The organism is Bradyrhizobium sp. F1.13.3 (genome assembly GCF_040548265.1).
Classification (GTDB): Bacteria; Pseudomonadota; Alphaproteobacteria; order Rhizobiales; family Xanthobacteraceae; genus Bradyrhizobium.
In genome coordinates this window covers 56,581-74,828 of sequence record NZ_JBEPRI010000019.1, presented here as the reverse complement: position 1 = coordinate 74,828, position 18,248 = coordinate 56,581, and the positions used below count along the sequence as shown (strand labels likewise).

At 58.9% G+C, this 18,248-nt stretch carries 12 protein-coding genes; 5 read left to right on the top strand and 7 right to left on the bottom strand.

Annotated features, from left to right (window positions below; genetic code table 11):
- Positions 1-57: 57 nt before the first annotated feature.
- The 6 genes from ABIB66_RS35620 to ABIB66_RS35595 form a co-directional block, all read right to left on the bottom strand.
- Positions 58-288 carry an ATP-binding protein gene (locus tag ABIB66_RS35620; protein ID WP_354210828.1) on the bottom strand — a complete coding sequence of 77 codons (231 nt, stop codon included), beginning with the start codon at positions 286-288 and terminating at the stop codon, positions 58-60.
- The gene (locus ABIB66_RS35615) at positions 285-431 is read right to left on the bottom strand and encodes a hypothetical protein (RefSeq protein ID WP_354210827.1); all 147 of its coding nucleotides are present in this window, start codon (positions 429-431) and stop codon (positions 285-287) included. Before ABIB66_RS35615 ends, ABIB66_RS35620 begins: the two co-directional genes overlap by 4 nt.
- Before the next feature lie 32 nt (positions 432-463).
- Positions 464-1,000, bottom strand: a complete 537-nt coding sequence (locus ABIB66_RS35610; protein WP_354210826.1) for a GAF domain-containing protein — start codon at positions 998-1,000, stop codon at positions 464-466.
- Positions 1,001-1,054: 54 nt separating this feature from the next.
- The gene (locus ABIB66_RS35605; RefSeq protein ID WP_354210825.1) at positions 1,055-1,336 is read right to left on the bottom strand and encodes a hypothetical protein; all 282 of its coding nucleotides are present in this window, start codon (positions 1,334-1,336) and stop codon (positions 1,055-1,057) included.
- A 154-nt stretch (positions 1,337-1,490) separates the two neighbouring features.
- On the bottom strand, positions 1,491-1,679 hold the full coding sequence (locus tag ABIB66_RS35600; protein WP_354210824.1) for a hypothetical protein: 189 nt from the start codon (positions 1,677-1,679) through the stop codon (positions 1,491-1,493).
- A 233-nt stretch (positions 1,680-1,912) separates the two neighbouring features.
- Entirely contained in the window at positions 1,913-3,271 is a 1,359-nt protein-coding gene (locus ABIB66_RS35595) for a helix-turn-helix domain-containing protein (RefSeq protein ID WP_354257927.1), read from the bottom strand.
- A 404-nt stretch (positions 3,272-3,675) separates the two neighbouring features.
- Between ABIB66_RS35595 and ABIB66_RS35590 the strand changes: the two genes are divergently transcribed.
- Positions 3,676-4,488, top strand: coding sequence for a sensor histidine kinase (locus tag ABIB66_RS35590; protein WP_354257868.1), 813 nt, complete (start codon positions 3,676-3,678; stop codon positions 4,486-4,488).
- 378 nt (positions 4,489-4,866) lie between these two features.
- Positions 4,867-8,427: a PAS domain-containing protein gene (locus ABIB66_RS35585; protein WP_354210820.1), complete on the top strand. Its 3,561-nt coding sequence runs from the start codon at positions 4,867-4,869 to the stop codon at positions 8,425-8,427.
- Positions 8,428-8,543: 116 nt separating this feature from the next.
- Here the strand turns inward: ABIB66_RS35585 and ABIB66_RS35580 are convergent, their stop codons facing one another.
- A complete protein-coding gene (locus ABIB66_RS35580) occupies positions 8,544-9,167 on the bottom strand; it encodes a response regulator transcription factor (protein ID WP_354210848.1) in 624 nt (207 codons plus the stop codon).
- Between the two features lie 610 nt (positions 9,168-9,777).
- Here ABIB66_RS35580 and ABIB66_RS35575 point away from each other — a divergent pair.
- From ABIB66_RS35575 to ABIB66_RS35565, 3 genes are all read left to right on the top strand, one after another.
- Positions 9,778-10,173 (top strand): response regulator transcription factor, encoded by a 396-nt coding sequence (locus ABIB66_RS35575; RefSeq protein ID WP_354210819.1) that lies wholly within the window; start codon positions 9,778-9,780, stop codon positions 10,171-10,173.
- A 367-nt stretch (positions 10,174-10,540) separates the two neighbouring features.
- Positions 10,541-12,076, top strand: a complete 1,536-nt coding sequence (locus tag ABIB66_RS35570; protein WP_354210818.1) for an ATP-binding protein — start codon at positions 10,541-10,543, stop codon at positions 12,074-12,076.
- Positions 12,077-12,345: 269 nt separating this feature from the next.
- On the top strand, positions 12,346-17,817 hold the full coding sequence (locus ABIB66_RS35565; RefSeq protein ID WP_354257865.1) for a trifunctional serine/threonine-protein kinase/ATP-binding protein/sensor histidine kinase: 5,472 nt from the start codon (positions 12,346-12,348) through the stop codon (positions 17,815-17,817).
- The last annotated feature ends 431 nt before the right edge of the window (positions 17,818-18,248 follow it).

The following is an 18,248-nucleotide window of genomic DNA, read 5'->3' as shown; positions in this document are numbered from 1 at the left end:
ACAACTCCGGCGAAGCGTCTAAGAATGCGAACTTGGCGCGAGCGGCCGTGCTGCCGTTCAGTCAAGGGGGATCGTAAACTGAAAGAGAGCTCCGCGCGGCTCGCACCCAGTCGCCCACAGCCGCCCACCATGGGCTTCGATGATCGAGCGGCAGATCGAAAGGCCGATGCCCATGCCATTGGGCTTCATCGTGTAGAAGGGTTCAAAGAGGCGCGGTAGGCTCTCCGGGCGCAGCCCATGACCGGTATCTCGCACCGAAACGCACACGCCCTCCGGCTCAATTCTCATGGTGCGATATTTATTTCGCGGTTGCCGTCCTCAACGCCACTCATTGACTGGATGGCATTGGCGATCAAGTTCAACATCACTTGTTGCAGTTGCACCTGATCGCAATGGATGCGTGGCAACTCGTCCGCCAGTTGCGTGTCCACCGTGACGCCAGCCTTGATCGCCTCGCTGCGGCTTAGCGCGAGTACCTCCAGTAGCGCTGAATTGAGGTCGATGATCTCCTTTCGGGGTGGCACTTTTCTGATGAGAGACCCGATCCGGCGACGACTTGGTTGGTTCGACCGGTTTCGTTCACAATGCAAGTGAGCGCCATCCTCGCCTCCGCCACATCGGGCGGGTTTGTGTCTAAAAATCGTAGTGCAGCAGCAGCGTATGTGCGTGCCGTCGTAATGGGCTGCTTGATTTCATGCACAATCGAGGTGGTAAGTTGGCCCATAGTAGCGACGCGGTTGGCGTGCGCCAGCTCGCCCTGCATCTCGCGATATTGCCGCTCGCGACGGGTGCTCTCGAAGGCAATGGTGGCTTGTGCAGCGAAGTCCGTGAATAGGCAAATCTGTCTGTCGGTGAACGGTTGTATCCGTGTGCGGCCAAGACTAATTACGCCGACTATTTCATTGTCTTTGAGCAGCGGCAGAAACATGGCCGTTCGATAACGAGCCTTCGCCGCCGTGACCCAAAGATCCTCCCGATGGTCGCCGTCAAGTGCTGTCAAGTCTGGATGTGGGCGGGTAATCTGGTTGTGGCTAATCGACCCAGAAAACTCTCCTTATCGAGCATTGGAAATGATGACTGCACCTAACCAAAAAGGGGTCCCCTCGCACCGCCACCAGACGGAGGCCGCTTTCTTTGAAGCGACGCAAGCTGCCCATGTCTCCTCGACAGAACGTTTGGCGCTGTCGAGGATGGCGTCGAAGACGGGCTGCAAGTCATGCGGCGAGCTCGCAATGGCACGCAGCACTTCCGAGATGGCTGTCTGTTGCTCGATGAGTTCGGTCACCCGATCTTGTAGCTCGGAAGCGATCCCTTCTGCCTGGATACTCTCGGTCATGCGGAGCAGCCTCAGCTTAGACGCTGAGGATAGCATAACAGCTCCAGCCGTGGTTCGCGATAACTCTCACGGCCGTCGAAGCCGAAGATGTCCGGGCTGGGGTCAAAACGGAAGCCCCGTCGGATCCCGCGCCGAAAAGTGCCACCACCGGAACTCAGTTGATTTCTCGACCACTTCGCCGGTGCGTTGTTCTTTGCTCTTCGGCCTCGACGCCCTGCTTCAGAAGCACGCGCGCCGTTTGTGCGAAGATCTCGGTCAGCGGGTGTCCCGAGGATACGCCGACTTCCGCTCTCATGCCGTCACCAACTGTCGCGCATAGCTCCTTGTCGGTCGGCTGGCTCACGAATTAGGCGGGGACTCGTCATCGCCCACCTCCATTCCGGCGATTCTCCACTTCTGTCCGCAGCAATCGCGATCGAGTTGGATCTCTTCCTCCTGCGACATTTCGAGGCAATTTGTGACGCCACGCGGCGCCACCTTCCTTGCGCCGGCTCATCCGGTCGCCGCGCTCAGCTGTTGGCATTTCACTTATTTGATGGTTCTTCGAGGAGTGTGTGAATCCTAGACCCATTCTTTCTAGCGTTGCGACCACCGAAACTCTCGAGGAGTAGTGCCGAGCATATGTCGGAAATGACGCGCCAGATGACCTTGGTCGAAAAAGCCCACGGCGAACGCAATTTCCGCCAACGAGAGATCCGTCCGAGTCAACATCTCCTGGGCGCGTTCGACGCGCTTTTGCGTGAGGTAGATATGCGGCGTTACCCCGGCAGATTGCTTAAACTGGCGCGCAAAATGATGAACTGATAGTCCGGCGACTCCAGCCAGCATCAACAGATCGATATTTTCATCCAAATGCACTTCCACGTATTCCCGCACCCGACGCATCGCGCCGGGCGACAATCCGCCGTACGCCTGCGTTGTTCGCGGCAGCGTTGAAATATCAATCTGGCGCGGACGCGTGTGCAGGCTGGAGTTCGTTGGATGGCTCGTGGCAGGGGCGGGCGGAGTGACAAGCGCGGGCCGACTGTCATCGCTGCCGGCGATCAGCAATCGCGCGGAGATATCGCCCCGGTGCTGGTGCCGGAATAGGTCGATGTTTCGTCCGAAAATCGACCACAGACTGGTACCAGCCTGGAGCCCGCGATCATCGAGCATAAGGGAGGTGCGCGCCACCCGGTTTGCGCCGATGATGCGTTGGTTGCCGTCAATCGCCAGCAGCATGCCTGAAGCGGCTGCTTCCGGCGGCGCTACCGCGACAATCCACTCTCGACGGAACTGCTCACGAAAATATCGTTCCTCTATCGCGCGCGCCGATCGCACTGCGAGCACCCCAGTCAGCGCGTGCGCGCGTTCGGAGAGTCGAGGATCGATGGCAGAGACATCCAGCACTGCTATCAATCGCCCATCGACCCCGAACACCGGCGCCCCAGAGCAGCTCAGGTTAATGTGTCTGGAGCGGAAATGCTGGCTTCTGTGAACGGTGACGGACCGCTCTTCGGCGATGACGGTGCCGATGCCGTTTGTGCCTTCCACTTCCTCGGACCACACCCCGCCGAGCCAGGTTCCCCAATATTGGAACTGGCTTGCTAGAGCATTTTCACCACGATGGGCGACTGCTACGCCCGAGCTGTCACAGAGCAAGACGGTGTATGCAGCCTCACGAACCACCTCATACAATTCATCTATCTCCTGCTGGGCAGTGAAGATGAGCTCATCCAGCGGTTCGCGAAAATGTTTCAATTCGGTAGGCGTGAGGATGCGTGGAGCTTGGCTATCGAGTGGATCGAGGCCGTGTTTTTTTGCCGATCTTTGCCAGGAGTTTGATACAGCTTGCATCCCCAGCGGAGGCGTCGCCCCTTCGGCTACCGAACAAACGCGTTCGGCATGCCCTGCGATAGTGTCGAGCGAGCTTGCAGACCGTTCCGAGAGGCCCATCACCGCACCTGGCTTCCTATGGGCGCGCTCCTGGCGACGGCGCGCCGTTCATTTCCGGCCGTGGGCGAAACACGCTAGTTGCGTCGAGCGACGCCGGCACCGCAGAAACGAAAAAAGGCGTTGTCGATGCGATGCGGTATCTTAATACTTCCACATCGAAGGCAATTTGCGGAGCTGTTTCCGCTTTAGCAGAGTGCGTCCAAATTGCCGATCCCGAAGTAACCAGATTTGGACGATTCAGCACGACCTGTCTCTCGAGGCAACAGGCCAAATTCCACATAAAAACAGCAAGGGCGTCCGGGCCGGATCAAACCCCTCCAAGAGCGGGGTGATCATTCAGGAGATGCTTATGCCGCCGGACAGGTCTTCGCGCGGTCTTCTCCGCTTCGAAGAAGGAGAGCACTATGATCAACATCCGACACGTGGGCACCGCGCCAGACTATACTAAGAAAGACTTTGATGCCGCACCAGTGCGAATGTACGCCGCCTTGCACGAGGCGCAGGTCGATCTAGCGCATGTGGACCGCATCACAACGATAGGACGGCTCACGGCCTCGGTCGCTCCTGAAGTGACTCAGCCCATTGCGGCAATAGTCACCAACGCTCAGGCCGCTCGGCACTTCCTGAATCGTCGACCGCCGGACCTGGACGAGGTACGAGAAGCCCTCGATTGCATCGTGACGGAGGCCTATCGAGCAAGCGACGCGATCTACCGGATCCGCGGGCTTTTCAAGGAGACGCCGCCGAAGAGAGAGCGTGTGGAGATCAACGGAGCGATCCGCGACGTGCTTGAGCTGACGCGTGGGGAGGCGACGAAAAACGGCATATCGGTGCGGACGCAGTTCGCAGAGCCATCGCCTGTCGTCCAGGCAGATCCGGCGCAACTGCAGCAAGTAACCCTCAATTTAATTATCAACGCCTTCGAGGCAATGATCAGCAGGCGTGAAGGATCACGCGAATTGCTGATTTGTACCGAGAAATCGGATAACGGCGCGCTGGTGGCGGTACGAGATTCCGGTCCGGGACTGGATCTGGAGACTGTGGACCGCCTGTTCGAGGCCTTCTACACTACCAAGGTCCAAGGCATGGGCATAGGTTTGGCCATCTGCCGTTCTATCATCCAAGTGCACGGTGGACGATTGTGGGCGAGGGCGAACGTGCCCTGCGGGGCCATCTTTCAATTCACATTGCCCACCCACAGGCCCGAGCAATCGTGATGGATGCTGAGACGATCACGCGCCGACTTATACCGGCCTTATCCCGGAAGCGGCGAGTGTTGCCATGCGGGGCACGTCCGAGGCGGGCCACTCACGATGAGGTCGGGCATGCCAGCGGGCGCACTTCGTCGGTGCATTCTTCCTTGCGCTTCGGCCTCGACGGCCTGCTCCACACAAGCTGGCGCGGCGTTGCGCAAGACCTCGTCAGCGGCCCGCAAAAAGTTCTTGGTTTGGAGAGTTGGAAAACGTTAGTGTCGGCTTGGGCGTATCAGTAGAGGCTTCGAACACCCCCACGATACGACGCCTTATCTCCTCATGCCGTCACCAACTTTCGCGCATAGCGCCTTGTCGGTCGGCTGGCTCACGAATGAGGCAAGCATGGCGAATCAGGCCCCTTCATCGCCAACACCCATACGGACGCTTCTCTGCTATGGCATTGCAGTTCTGTCTGTCGCAATCGCAATCGGATTGGGTTTCTTCGTGCTTAGGCACTTCGAAGCCATTTTAACGCCGTTCCTGTTCGCCGTCGCAGCGACCGTTTGGTACGCTGGAACTGGGCCAGGTGTGCTCGCAATTGTCCTCTCAGTCCTCGGTCTCAATTACTTCTTCCTACGTTCCTCTTTTTCCTTCGGCCCAATTAGCTATGCCGATCTCATTTATTTAACCTTTTGCATAGTTTGCGCCTTGGCTGTCAGCTGGGTCAGCGCCGTGCGACGACGGGCCGAGCACGAGCTTCGCCAGACCCGCCGGGAGCTCGAGGCGAGGGTTGTTGAGCGAACCGCGAATCTACTGCGGAGCGAAGGCTATCTGGCCGAAACGCAGAAGCTGACCCGTACCGGCAGTTGGGCATGGGACGCCCGTAACCAGAAGGTGCTGTATTGCTCCGAGGAAATGTTCCGAATTTACGGACTGGATCCGCAGAAGGATTTACCGACCCGCAAGAACTTTCGGCAGCGGGTCCATCCGGAGGATCGCAACAGGACAGACGCGAGATTCTTGAGGGTGGTCAACGAAAAGGTTGACAGTTTCGACGAGTACAGAGTTCTGCTGCCTGACGGAACGGTCAAGCACGTCATTTCGTCAGGGCACCCGATTCTCGACGGCAATGGAGAGCTTATCGAGTTCATCGGCACTGCGACCGACGTAACAGAACGCAAACGCGCCGAGGAGGCACTGCGGGACCGCGAAGCGAAGATTCGGCGCCTGGTCGATTCCAACATAATCGGAATTTTCATTACTGGTTTGGAAGGTCGGGTTCTCGAGGCCAATGACGCGTTTCTTCATCTCGTAGGACATGACCGGAACGATCTGGTTTCAGGTCGCGTACGCTGGACGGATCTGACCCCACCGGAATGGCGCGAGCGCGACAAGCGCGCCCTTGCAGAACTGAGCTCAAATACGAATGCTCAGCCGTACGAAAAGGAGTTTTTCCGGAAAGATGGCCGCCGCGTACCCGTACTGATTGGAGGCGCACTGTTCGAAGAGGGCGGCAACGAAGGCGTCGCGTTCGTACTCGATTTGACGGACCGCAAGTGCGCCGAGCAAGCGTTGCGGGAAAGTGAATACAAACTTCGTCAGATCATTGAAACGGTACCAGGCCATCTTTGGTCAGCCAGCCCCACCTTCGAACCAACCCATCTCAATCAGCACCTTTTGGACTATCTTGGTAGGCGATTTGAGGATTTCAAAGAGGGTGGTTGGGAGGCGTTCCTGCACCCGGACGACCTTCCAGAAACTGCAAAGGCCATTTCTCACGCGGTTCAGACCGGAACTTACTTCCAGGTGGTGCACCGTCTCCGTCGGGCGGACGGCGAGTTTCGTTGGCACCATGCTCGTGGCGAGCCTCTGCGCGATCAGCAAGGACGCATCATCCAGTGGTACGGCCTGTCTGTTGACATCGATGAAGCCAAGAAAAACGAAGACCGACTACGCCGCAGCGAAGCCTATCTGGCGGAAGCACAGAGGCTAAGCCATTGCGGTGTGACGGCCTACAAAGGCATGACGGTTTTCTATGGGTCGGAAGAGATTTACCGGATCTGGGGGTTTGATCCGGCACAGGGTGTTCCAAGCCGCAAAGCGGTGCTGCAACGAATTCACCCTGACGACCGTGACCGGCTGAACGTAGAGGTTGAGCTCGCGTTGGCTGAGAAAAGGCGTTACTCGACCGCGTATAGAATCGTACTGCCCGATGGAACCGTGAAACACCTAGAATCAATCGGCCAACCTGTGTTCTCAACAGATGGGGAACTGGTCGAGGTGGTCGCTACACAGATCGACGTGACGGAGCGCAAACGGGTCGAGGAAACTTTGCGGGAGAGCGAAGCGCGTCTTGCAGAAGCGCGGCGCGAATTGCAGGCGACCATCGACAAGATCCCGGCACTGGTCGCAAGCCTTTGGCCGAACGGAGAGCGCGATTTCGTGAATCTCGCCTGGCAGCGTTTTACCGGAATCTCGCAGGAGGAGGCGCGCGGCACGACGCAGATGATCCCGGTTCACCCGGATCACCGCGGGCTCGGTGCGAGCCATTGGCAGAGGTGCCTCGAGACCGAAGAGCCGTTCGAGCAGGAAGAGCAGCTGCTGCGGGCCGATGGACAATATCGATGGCATTGGGTTCGCCGCGAGCCGGCTCGTGACGAGAACGGAAAAGTGATCAAGTGGTACGGCATCGGCTTCGACATCGAGGATCGTAAGCGCGCCGAGGAACGCCTCCGCGTGCAGCACACGGTCGCGCAGATTCTGACGGAAGTAGCCACGATCGAAGAAGCCACTCCGAGAATACTGTGGGCTATGGGCGAGTGTCTAGGATGGGACGTGGGCGTGCTCTGGCGCGTGGACCGCGAGGCCGAGGCGCTGCGCTGTGTCGAGCTTTGGCATAAAGGGTCGATAGAAGTCCCGGAATTTGAAAGAGTCAGCCGGGAGTGCACATTCGGTCCGGGATCGGGACTACCGGGCAGGGTATGGTCCAGCCTTGAGCCCGAATACATTGCCGATGTCGTTCCTGATGAAAACTTTCCGCGTGCACCGATCGCTGAGCGGGAAGGACTGCGCGCGGCCTTTGGCTTTCCTATCCTGCTCAGGGGGGAAGTCCTGGGCGTGATCGAGTTTTTCAGTCGCGAGATCAGGCAACCCGATCAGGAGCTGCTGAACATGCTGGCTACCATCGGCAGCCAAATCGGTCAGTTCATCGAGCGCAAGCGCGCTGAAGAGGCCTTCCGCGAGGTGCAACTGGAGCTCGCGCACGCCAACCGCGTCGCGACGGTGGGCCAGTTGACGGCCTCGATCACCCACGAAGTGAACCAGCCGATCACAGCGGCAGTCACGTACGCGTTAGCTGCTCGGCGTTTCCTGAGCGCTGAGTCACCGAACCTTCGGGAGGTCGATGACGCGCTCTCTCTTATTGTGAGGGAGGGGAGTCGCGCAGGCGAGGTCGTCGGGCGAATCCGCGCACTCATTAAGAAGGCGCCCGCGCGAAAAGACGCCGTAGAGATCAACGATGCCATCCTCGAAGTTATTGCTCTCACCCGTGCGGAGGCCGCAAACAATAGCGTTTCGGTGCGGACGCAGTTAGCGGAGGGCTTGCCGCGTGTCCGGGGAGATCGGGTCCAGCTGCAACAGATTCTGCTTAACTTGATCATCAATGCAGTCGAAGCGATGCGCGACGTCGGTGAAGGGGAGAGGGAATTGCTGGTCAGCAGTCGTCACGAACCGGATGGCGTGTCAGTCGAGGTGCGCGATTCAGGTCCAGGCTTCACGGCGGCGGATATCGACCGCGTGTTCGAGGCTTTCTACAGCACCAAATCGAGCGGTTTAGGGCTTGGACTGTCGATCTGCCGGTCGATTATCGAAGCGCATAACGGACAATTGTGGGCGAGGCCTAACATGCCACGTGGCGCTATCTTTCGTTTCACTGTGCCGGTTGATCCGGCCGCCGCATCGTGAGTGGAATGCTGCTTCGGATCGATGGGGTGGCAGACGTCGAGTCCAGCAAGCACCTTGATCACCCGTGGTGAGACGCGATGCTAACATCGCGGAGGATGAAGGCTTATTCGTCTGCGCTAGGCAACGCGACCTGGGCTATGCGGCTTTGTCGGCGTCAGTTGCAATCGGTCGGCCATGCGCGCCAGGTCAGGCAAGGACGATGCCCGCATCTTGCGCATTACTTGGCCACGATGAACCTTTACGGTGATTTCGCTCACGCCGAGGTCGGCTGCGATCTGCTTGTTTAAACGCCCGGTCACCACGAAGGCCATGACCTCGCGCTCCCGCGGCGTCAAGGTCTCGAAACGAGCTTTCAGCGCTGCCATAGCTTGTTCCTGCTCAAGCTGCGCTCGATCACGGGCGTGACCGAGCTGAATCGCTTCAAGCAAATCCTGCTCTCGGAATGGCTTTGTCAGGAATTCGATCGCACCCCCCTTCATCGCCTGTACCGACATTGGAATGTCACCATGTCCGGTAATGAAGATGATGGGCAACTGCCTTTTGGCACCTGCTAGTTCGCGCTGCAGTTCGAGTCCGCTCTGGCCGGGAAGCCGCACGTCAAGGACCAAGCAAGTGGGTCCTTCTGGACAATCTGCCTTGAGAAATTCGCTCACCGAACCGAGCAGGCTGATCCGAAAGCCGGCCGATTGAAGCAGCTTGCCTAGTGAGTCCCGCACGCCCGGATCATCGTCGATGACCATCACCGTTGGCGGTTGGTCTTTGGCTTGTTGCTCTACCACATGTTCCTCGTTGACATGCGCATTAGCTTTGCCACTCCACCATAGATTATAGCGGGATTATGACGTGGGCGATAGAGGGAACGACCAGCCCAATTCGGCTCCGACGGATTGCAGCCTTCGGCGAACTGGCTGATTGAAGTCGGTCCAGTGTTCTGCGTTAGGCAGCCAGCTGCCCACCAAACTTGAACCGACTGGCGGCGGCAGAGCGCAACCTTCGTATAGTGCCCAGATTCCCATTTGGTACTCGATCTTTCCGTTAGTTCAATAGTGAGCGCCAAAGCCTGCCACTACGGTGAATTCTTCTCCCCCGAGGCCCATCACTCCTGCGGCCTCTCCTTGCCCCTCCAGCCCGGTCCAGGCTGGAGGGGGCTTTGGGAGCTATCAAGGCTAGATTGATATGAAGGTAGATGCATTTGAGGCGGCGTGCTCCATGGACCACAAAGTTTCCGGTCGAGTTACTATACGATTGTATAATCGAAGCACGTAGCGGTTGCACCTAGATTGGATGAGCAAGAGTGTATGGACGACATCCGTTTCTCCCAACACTGCTCGCGGTTAGCGGTCGTGCCAAGTGTCAAATACCAGACCAATAGTTGCCATAGTCGATGATGACAGCGCGGTTGGAAATGCAATCGAAGTTTTAATGCGTTCGGTAGGATTGATCGCCAAGGCATTTTCGTCGGGGGAGGAATTCTTGCGCTCGCCCGAACTGAGCCGCACCGGCTGCTTGGTTGTCGACTTCAACATGCCCAAGATGAGCGGCCTCGATTTGCACGACCATTTGTCTCGATTGGGCAAAGAGATCCCCACCGTGCTGATAACTGCGTATCCGAGTGATGATAGTTGTGCCCGCGCACTTCAGGCTGGGGTCATCTGCTATCTGCCCAAGCCGTTCGACGAGAGCGACCTCCTGACTTGTATTCAAGCTGCGCTAGATCGCTCAAAAGGGAATAGAGGCTCGCGTTAGCGTGCCTACGTTGCATCAATGATTGCTAGGCACGCGACAGTCGCCTCCGCTGGCCATCGGCGATGTATCTCATTCACCTCAATATCGCAGCGGGAGCGAGCTGGACGTGTCCATTATCTGTCGACTGATCATCGTGCGATGCGCTTCAGCGACTATATGCGGAGCACGGGACGGCCGTGCCGGCAAACGCTGCTCCTGCTCATCGTTGTGGCCGGGTGGCGCGGGGGCGGCCCAACTCTGTGTTGAGGGTGATTGAGTTATACCAACGTGTAGTTCGTGCTTTCCAAGGGTAAGGGAGAGACTACGAGCTTCGTTGGGGCGAGCTTTACCCGTGCACAATTGCGGCGTTTGCCCACCGACGATAAGCATGGGGAGATCCAACATTTGGCTGACATGTATGCACGGCTCCATAGTTCATAAGAAGCTGAGGTTCGGCCCTTTTGAACTGTCGATTGGCGAGAGGACGCTTCGGCGCGACGGTCGAGTGCTTCCCCTCGGGGATCGGGCGTTGGACATTTTGACCTACCTTGCCGACCGCCCTGGTGAGGTCATCGCGAAGCAGGAGCTGATGGATCACGTCTGGTCGGAGGTAACTGTTGAGGAGGGAAGCCTCCGGGTCCACGTGGCCGCAATCCGCAAGGCGCTTGGCGACGGGCAATTCGGCAATCGATACATCGCAAACATCAAGGGACGGGGCTATTCGTTCGTCGGCACCGTCGTCCCGCCGGCTGGTGGTACGGAAAGCAGGAACGCCAAGTTCTCCCCCCAAAGCGGGCTCCCCATGCGACCGATCATGATGATTGGGCGCGAAACGGTCGTCAGCGAGGTTAGCGAGAAGCTTCGAAATGAGCGGTTCGTAACTCTGCTCGGCGCCGGGGGTGTTGGCAAGACAACCATTGCCTTGGCTGTTGGCCGCGCCACTGTCGAGGAGTTTGGCGGGAAAGTCCATTTTGTCGACCTGGAGAGCCTTACCGATCCGGGGCATGTTGCCGGAGCTGTCGCGACGTCCCTGGGACTTACACTCAAGTCGAACGATCCTTGCCTGGAGCTGGTTGACCTCATTCGTTCGCAAAAGCTCCTTATCATTCTCGATAGCTGCGAGCACGTGATCGAGACGGTCGCGTTGCTTGCCGAGCAGCTGTACCAGGAAGCAGAACAGGTCTATCTCCTGACTACGAGTCGCGAATCGCTGAAGGTCGAGGGCGAGCATTGTTGCCGGGTTCTTCCCCTTGATGTTCCACCGGATGGCTCGGAGCAGACGGCAAATGCCGCGCTTGGATATTCGGCAGTGCAGTTGTTCATGCGGCGTGTGGCGGCGAGGGCGGGAAGCGTCGTTCTCAGCGACGGAGAGGCGCCGTTCGTCGTGGACATGTGTCGAAAGCTGGATGGCTTGCCGTTGGCAATCGAGTTGGCGGCGGGTCAGGTGGCCGTGCTCGGCATCAAGAACACGGTTGCCCGCCTGGTGTCTCGGCTGGAACTGCTGAGGCTAAGCCATCGGACCGCTGCCCCCAGACACCGGACCCTTAAGGCAACATTGGATTGGAGCTACAATCTGCTTTCCGACGAAGAGAGGGTGGTTCTCCGACGCATTGCCCCCTTCGTCGGTGATTTCACGCTTGAGGACGCGCGGTCTGTTGTAGGCGAACTCGGCGCAGGCACCGGAGAAATATTCAACGCGATCGCCGGCCTTGTTGAGAAGTCATTAATAGCAACTCGGACCGATGAAACGCAGACACAGTATCGGTTGCTAGACACGACGCGAGCATATGCACTCGAAAAATTGGAGGAGCATGCCGAAGGCGACGTAGTCCTCCGCCGGCATGGAGAATACATCGCTGGCTACCTGGAATCGCAAAGAGTTGCGCTGTTAGCAATTGAATGTGCAGAAGCCGACAAGTCGTAGCACGCTCCTTCAAGCAGGGAGCCGCCTACCCATCTAAAGCTGGTGCAAATGCGTTGCGGCGGCAGGTGAGAATGGGCAGTCAACAGGGCGGCGCTTTCAAGTAGGTGAAAGCCCCACCCGGAAAACGCTCCAGCCGGAACAGTCATGGAGGTAACGAAATGGCTGAAGCTTCCGATAGGCGTGTCACGAATTGGTGACCGCGCGAGTGTGCAGGCCGCAACGCGAGTGATTACCGAGCAAGCCTTAACCTGCTTCCATCAGGAGCCGTCATGATCGGGCTCTCGGGCTATGTATTCTCGTCGCTGCGGGAAGGCAGCATCGCGCTATCGCGGGGCTCTGGCAGCGGCCTAACTCCGATCCTGCTTTTTGCTGCAGAAGAAACTTCGCCCGGTTGCGTCGAGCGACTTGAGCACGAATATGCGCTCAAGTCCGAACTTGACCGCGAGTGGGCAGCCCGACCTGTTGCGCTTACATACGATAGCGGCCGTATGACGCTGGTGCTTGAGGATCCCGGCGGAGCGCCGCTCGATCAATTGCTTGGCCGGCCACTGGACGTATCGCATTTTCTCCGCATCGCGATCCCGCTCACCGGCGTGCTGCGCCATGTGCATGAGCGTGGCCTCGTCCATAAGGACATCAAGCCGGCAAATATACTGGCGGAATCGGAAGGCAGCGGCGTGTGGTTGACGGGGTTCGGGATCGCATCACGCTTGCCGCGTGAGCGCCAGGCGCCAGAGCCGCCGGAGACTATCACCGGGACACTTGCCTACATGGCGCCGGAGCAGACTGGCCGGATGAACCGCTCGGTTGACTCCCGAAGCGACCTCTACGCGTTGGGGGTCACCTTTTACGAGCTGTTGACCGGCGCCTTGCCTTTTACCGCCGCTGATCCGATCGAGTTGATCCACTGTCACATCGCGCGAGAGCCTGTCGCGCCGCACGAGCTTGCAAGCGCGCTGCCGGCTCAACTCTCGATGATCGTCATGAGGCTTCTCGCGAAGACCGCCGAGGAGCGCTACCAGACCGCAGCAGGAGTCGAGGCGGATCTCCGCAAGTGCCTCACCGCTTGGGAGTCGTTCGGGCGGATCGGCCCGTTCCCGCTCGGTCTGCAGGATGCGTCGGACCGGCTGATGATCCCGGAGAAGCTGTACGGACGCGAGAGCGAGATCGCCACCCTGCTCGCTGCCTTCGATCGTGTCGTGAAGCATGGCGGTTCGGAGCTCGTTCTGGTCTCCGGCTACTCTGGCATCGGCAAGTCGTCGGTCGTCAACGAGCTGCACAAGGTCATCGTGCTGCCTCGCGGCATCTTCATTTCGGGAAAATTCGACCTGCGCCTCAGGGACACCCCCCACTCGACATTGGCTCAAGCGTTTCAGGGTCTGATTCAACAACTGCTGAGCGACCACACGGGCAACGTCGCCCGCTGGCGAGACGCGATCAAGGAAGCTGTCGGAAACCATGGCCGTCTGCTGACCGATCTCATTCCCAACCTCGTTCGACTGATCGGCCCACAGCCGACTGTGGCAATCCTCTCGCCGGTCGACGCCCAACTGCGATTTCAGACCGTGTTCCAGCGGTTCGTCGGCGTATTTGCGAGGGCGGAGCACCCGCTCGTCATTTTCGTCGATGATCTGCAATGGCTCGATCCGGCGACGTTGACGCTGATCGAATATCTCCTCCTCCATCCGGATACGCGTCACCTGTTGCTGATTGGCGCCTATCGCGACAACGAGGTCGACCCGGCAGATCCACTGATGCTCAAGCTGAAGGATCTGCGCCAGGCCGACGCGAAAGTCGATCGGATCGTCCTCGGCCCGCTATCGGTCGACGACATCAACCAAATGGTGTGCGACACGTTGCGGCGTGCGCCCAACGAGATGCGACCGTTCGCCGAACTAGTGCACAGGCAAAGCGGTGGCGGCAATCCGTTTTTTGCCGGACAGTTCCTCGCCAGCCTCGTCGAAGAACGGCTGATCGAGTTCGATGCGAACTCGCGGTCGTGGACATGGGATTTGGACGCTATCGTTGATAAGAGGTTCAGCGACAATCCCGTGGACCTGATGATAGGCCGGTTGAGACGTCTCGCTCCGGAGGCCCAGGATGCATTGAAGCTACTCGCTTGCCTCGGCAGTCACGCTGACTTTGCGACCTTGGCCGAGCTGCGAAGCGAATCGGTCGAAGCGATGCATGCAAGCTTTCGCGATGCGGTCCGTGCCGGCGTGGCTGTCCCACGCGAAGGAAGCTACCGGCTCTTTCATGATCGGGTCCAGGAGGCCGCCTATGCACTAATTCCGACAGAAGGTCGCGCCGAACTCCATCTGCGGATCGCGCGCCTCCTTGTCGCGGAGACCGCAACGGATAGGGTCGCGGAGAAGATCTACGACCTCGTCAACCAGCTCAACCTGGGCTCGGCGCTGATTTTCGAATGGCCCGAGAAGGTGCGCGCGGCCGAACTCAATTTTGTTGCAGGTCGCAAGGCGAAAGCCTCGACCGCCTATGCTGCGGCGTCGACCTACCTCGCAGCAGGCATCGCCATTTTGTCGGAGGACGGCTGGCAAAGATCCTATGGTTTGATGTTGAGCCTGTTCCTGGAACGAGCGGAGTGCGAGATCTTGGGCTCGAACGTGGAGCAGGCCACCGGACTCGTGGAAGTGCTACTCATCAAGGCACGGTCCAAGATCGATCATGCCGAGATCTGTCGTCTGAGTATCATGCTTCAGTTGAGGCAAGGCAACTACGCCCCGGCGATCCACTTGGCGCTCGAATGCCTTAGAACGTTCGGCGTTGACCTGCCGGACTCGCCAACCCCGGGACAAGTACGAGTAGAATATGAGGAGATGCGCCAGGCCCTCGGCGGGCGCCCGATCGAGCGCCTGATCGACCTGCCGATAATGGATGATCCGGAGATGCTGGCCGTTATGAAGCTCTGCAGCTCGATGGGCGAATTGGCCTATCACGCCAACGGCGAACTGTTCCAGATGAATTGTTTAAGGATGGTCAAGCTGAGCTGTCGGCACGGAATAAGCGGATACTCTGCGATCAACTACGCTGGGATCTCCGTAGCTCTTGGTCCGGTGTTCCATCGCTTCGCAGACGGGGAGGCATTTGCGCGGTTGGCGGTCGCAGTCGCCGAACGATACGGGTTTACCGCACAAAAAGCGGGCGCACATTTCCTCATGCAAATGGCGGTCCTGTGGACGCGTCCAATTGAAGATGCTCTGACCTGCCTTGAGGCCGCGGCTCGAGCTGTCGCGGAGACCGGCGAGATGGTCTACGCCTGCTGGAACCGTCAACACCGCGTCACCGATCTGATGGCGCGCGGCGATCCTCTCGACCAAGTGTGGCTCGAGTCGGTAGATGCCCTGGATTTCGTCCGCAAATATAAATTTGGTCAGTTGGTCATCTTGAGCATTCAGGGTTTCGTCCAGAGTCTTCGCGGAGCAGCGGGAAGCGGCGCTCCCCTCGACGAGGCGGCGCTGGAAGCGCGGGTGCTTCGAGGCGGCGTTCCAATCGTTGCCTGCTTTCATTGGATCCTGCAGTTGCAGCGGCACTCCTTCCTGGGCAACGCGGAGAGAGCTCTTGAGTTTGCCGCCAAGGCGAAGCCAGTTCTCTGGTCGGCTCGTTTCAATCTTCAGTCGATTGATTACTGCTTTTATCATTCACTTGCCATCGCCGCGGTCTTTCCGGCGTCTTCGCCGGAGAGACGAGCGGAGCTTCGCGAGGACCTCATTGGACACCTGGAGTCATTTCAGCGATGGGCGGAGAGCTGCCCGGCGACATTCGCGCATAAGCACGCCTTGGTTTCGGCGGAATGGGCGCGCCTCGAAGGACGGGACATCGAGGCCATGCGGCTGTACGAGAAGGCAATCCGCTTGGCGGCGGAGCGCGATTTTCTCCAGGACCGCGCGCTCGCCAACGAATTGGCAGCTCGATTCTACCGCCTTCGCGGTCTCGAAAAGGTGGCAGATGCGTTTTTGGACGAAGCGCGCGACTGTTACGTCCGCTGGGGCGCTTGGGCTAAGGTCGCTCAGCTCGACAGGACCCACCCGCGGATCCGACAATCGGCATCATTGGCGGCAAAGCCCACCATCGAGACGTCTGTCGAGCGGTTGGATCTGGCAACGGTCATCAAGATGTCGGAAGCCGTGGCGGGCGAAATCGTCCTTGAGAGGTTAATCGAGACGCTGATGGCTATTGCGGTCGAGCATGCCGGGGCCGACCGTGGCCTTCTGATTCTTCCGCACGGCAACGAAAATCGGATCGAGGCGGTCGCGAGTAGCGGCCGCGATGGTGTCAGGGTCCGTCTTCTCGGGACACCGGTAGTGGCGTCTGAATTGCCCGTGCTGGTCCTTGAACAGGTTATCCGCACTGAGGGCCAAGTGATACTGGATGACGCCCGCGGGCAGAACGCATTTTCGCAAGATGAATATATTAGCCGCAAACAGGCACGGTCGCTTCTTTGTTTGCCGTTGCTGAAACAGGCTGAGCTGATCGGCGTACTGTACCTCGAAAACAGTCTGGCGTCGCATGTGTTCACGCCGGGGCGGATCGCGGTGCTGAAGCTGCTCGCCTCACAGGCGGCAATCGCGCTAGAAAACGCCCGATTGTACCACGACGTCGCAGAGCGCGAGGCGAAAATCAGGCGACTGGTCGATGCGAACATTATCGGGATCTTCATATCGAGTCGGAAGGGTGAAATCATCGAAGCCAACGACGCGTTTCTCAAGATGATAGGATTCGACCGAGAGGATATCGCAGCGGGCAACATGCGCTTGGCTGATTTGACGCCGCCAGAATGGCCGGCCAGCGCCGCGCGCTCCCTGGTGGGCATTGACACGACTGGCGCAGTTCAACCTTATGAAAAGGAGTACTTGCGAAAGGACGGCAGCCGGGTGCCTGTGCTGATCGGCTCGGCCGCGTTCGACGAACAGCAAGATCATGGTGTCGCCTTCGTGCTTGATTTGACTGAGCGCAAGCTCGCGGAGGCAGAAGCACGCGACAGCGAGCGGCGATACCGTGAGACACAACTGGAGCTCGCGCACGCCAACCGCGTCGCGACGACGGGCCAACTGACATCATCGATCGCGCATGAAGTGAATCAGCCGATCGCCGCGGCGGTCACGTACGCGTTAGCTGCTCGGCGTTTCCTAAGCGCTGAGCCACCAAACCTTCGCGAGGTCGATGACGCGCTCTCTCTTATTGTGAGGGAGGGGAATCGGGCAGGTGAGGTCGTCGGGCGAATCCGCGCGCTCATCAGGAAGGCGCCCCCACGAAGGGACGCCGTAGCGATCAACGACGCGATTCTCGAGGTTATTGCTCTCACCCGTACCGGAGCCGCAGACAATAACGCCTCGGTGCGGACGCAACTGGCGGAAGGCCTGCCGCATATCCGGGGAGATCGGGTCCAGCTGCAACAGGTACTGCTTAACCTGATCATCAATGCAATCGAAGCGATGCGCGACGTCGGCGAAGAGGAGCGGGAATTGCTCATCAGCAGCCGTAACGAACCAGAAGGCGTGTCGGTCGAGGTACGGGATTCAGGTCCGGGCTTCGCGCCGGGGGCTCTCGAACGGGTGTTCGAGGCGTTCTATACCACGAAGCCAGGCGGTTTGGGGCTTGGGCTGTCGATCTGCCGGTCGATCATCGAAGCGCACAACGGACAATTGTGGGCGAGCCCCAATGTGCCACGTGGCGCGATCTTTCGTTTCACTGCGCCGGCTCATTCGGCCGCTGCGTCGTGAATGGAATGCTGCGATCCACAACATTTCCGAAGCATGTACTACTCGGCGCACGTCGATCAAATCAATTGCGGCGGGTTTCGATGTCAAACAGCGCGCGATGTCGGTCACCGACAATCTCTCGGTGGCCGCGCATGGATCGGGTGGGGCGTACTCAACTCTCCGGAAGCAAAGGCGCGAATATTCAACGCTCAATTCGCTGCGTCGTGCTGAGCAACTAACCTTCCATAACGTTGATTAACAAGGCAGAAGGAGTCCCCTGCTGCACGCTCCCGCGAACCTGAAGCCTGGGATACCTTGTCTAGGGAGTGACTATGGAAGGACTTCGCAACACCACACCAGAGCCCGTCGTTCCGGCCGATAAGCAGTTCCACCTGGTTGCGAGCAGCTTGGCCAAGCTGGTGGAGACTGCTAGGCGAGAGTTGGGCGTGATC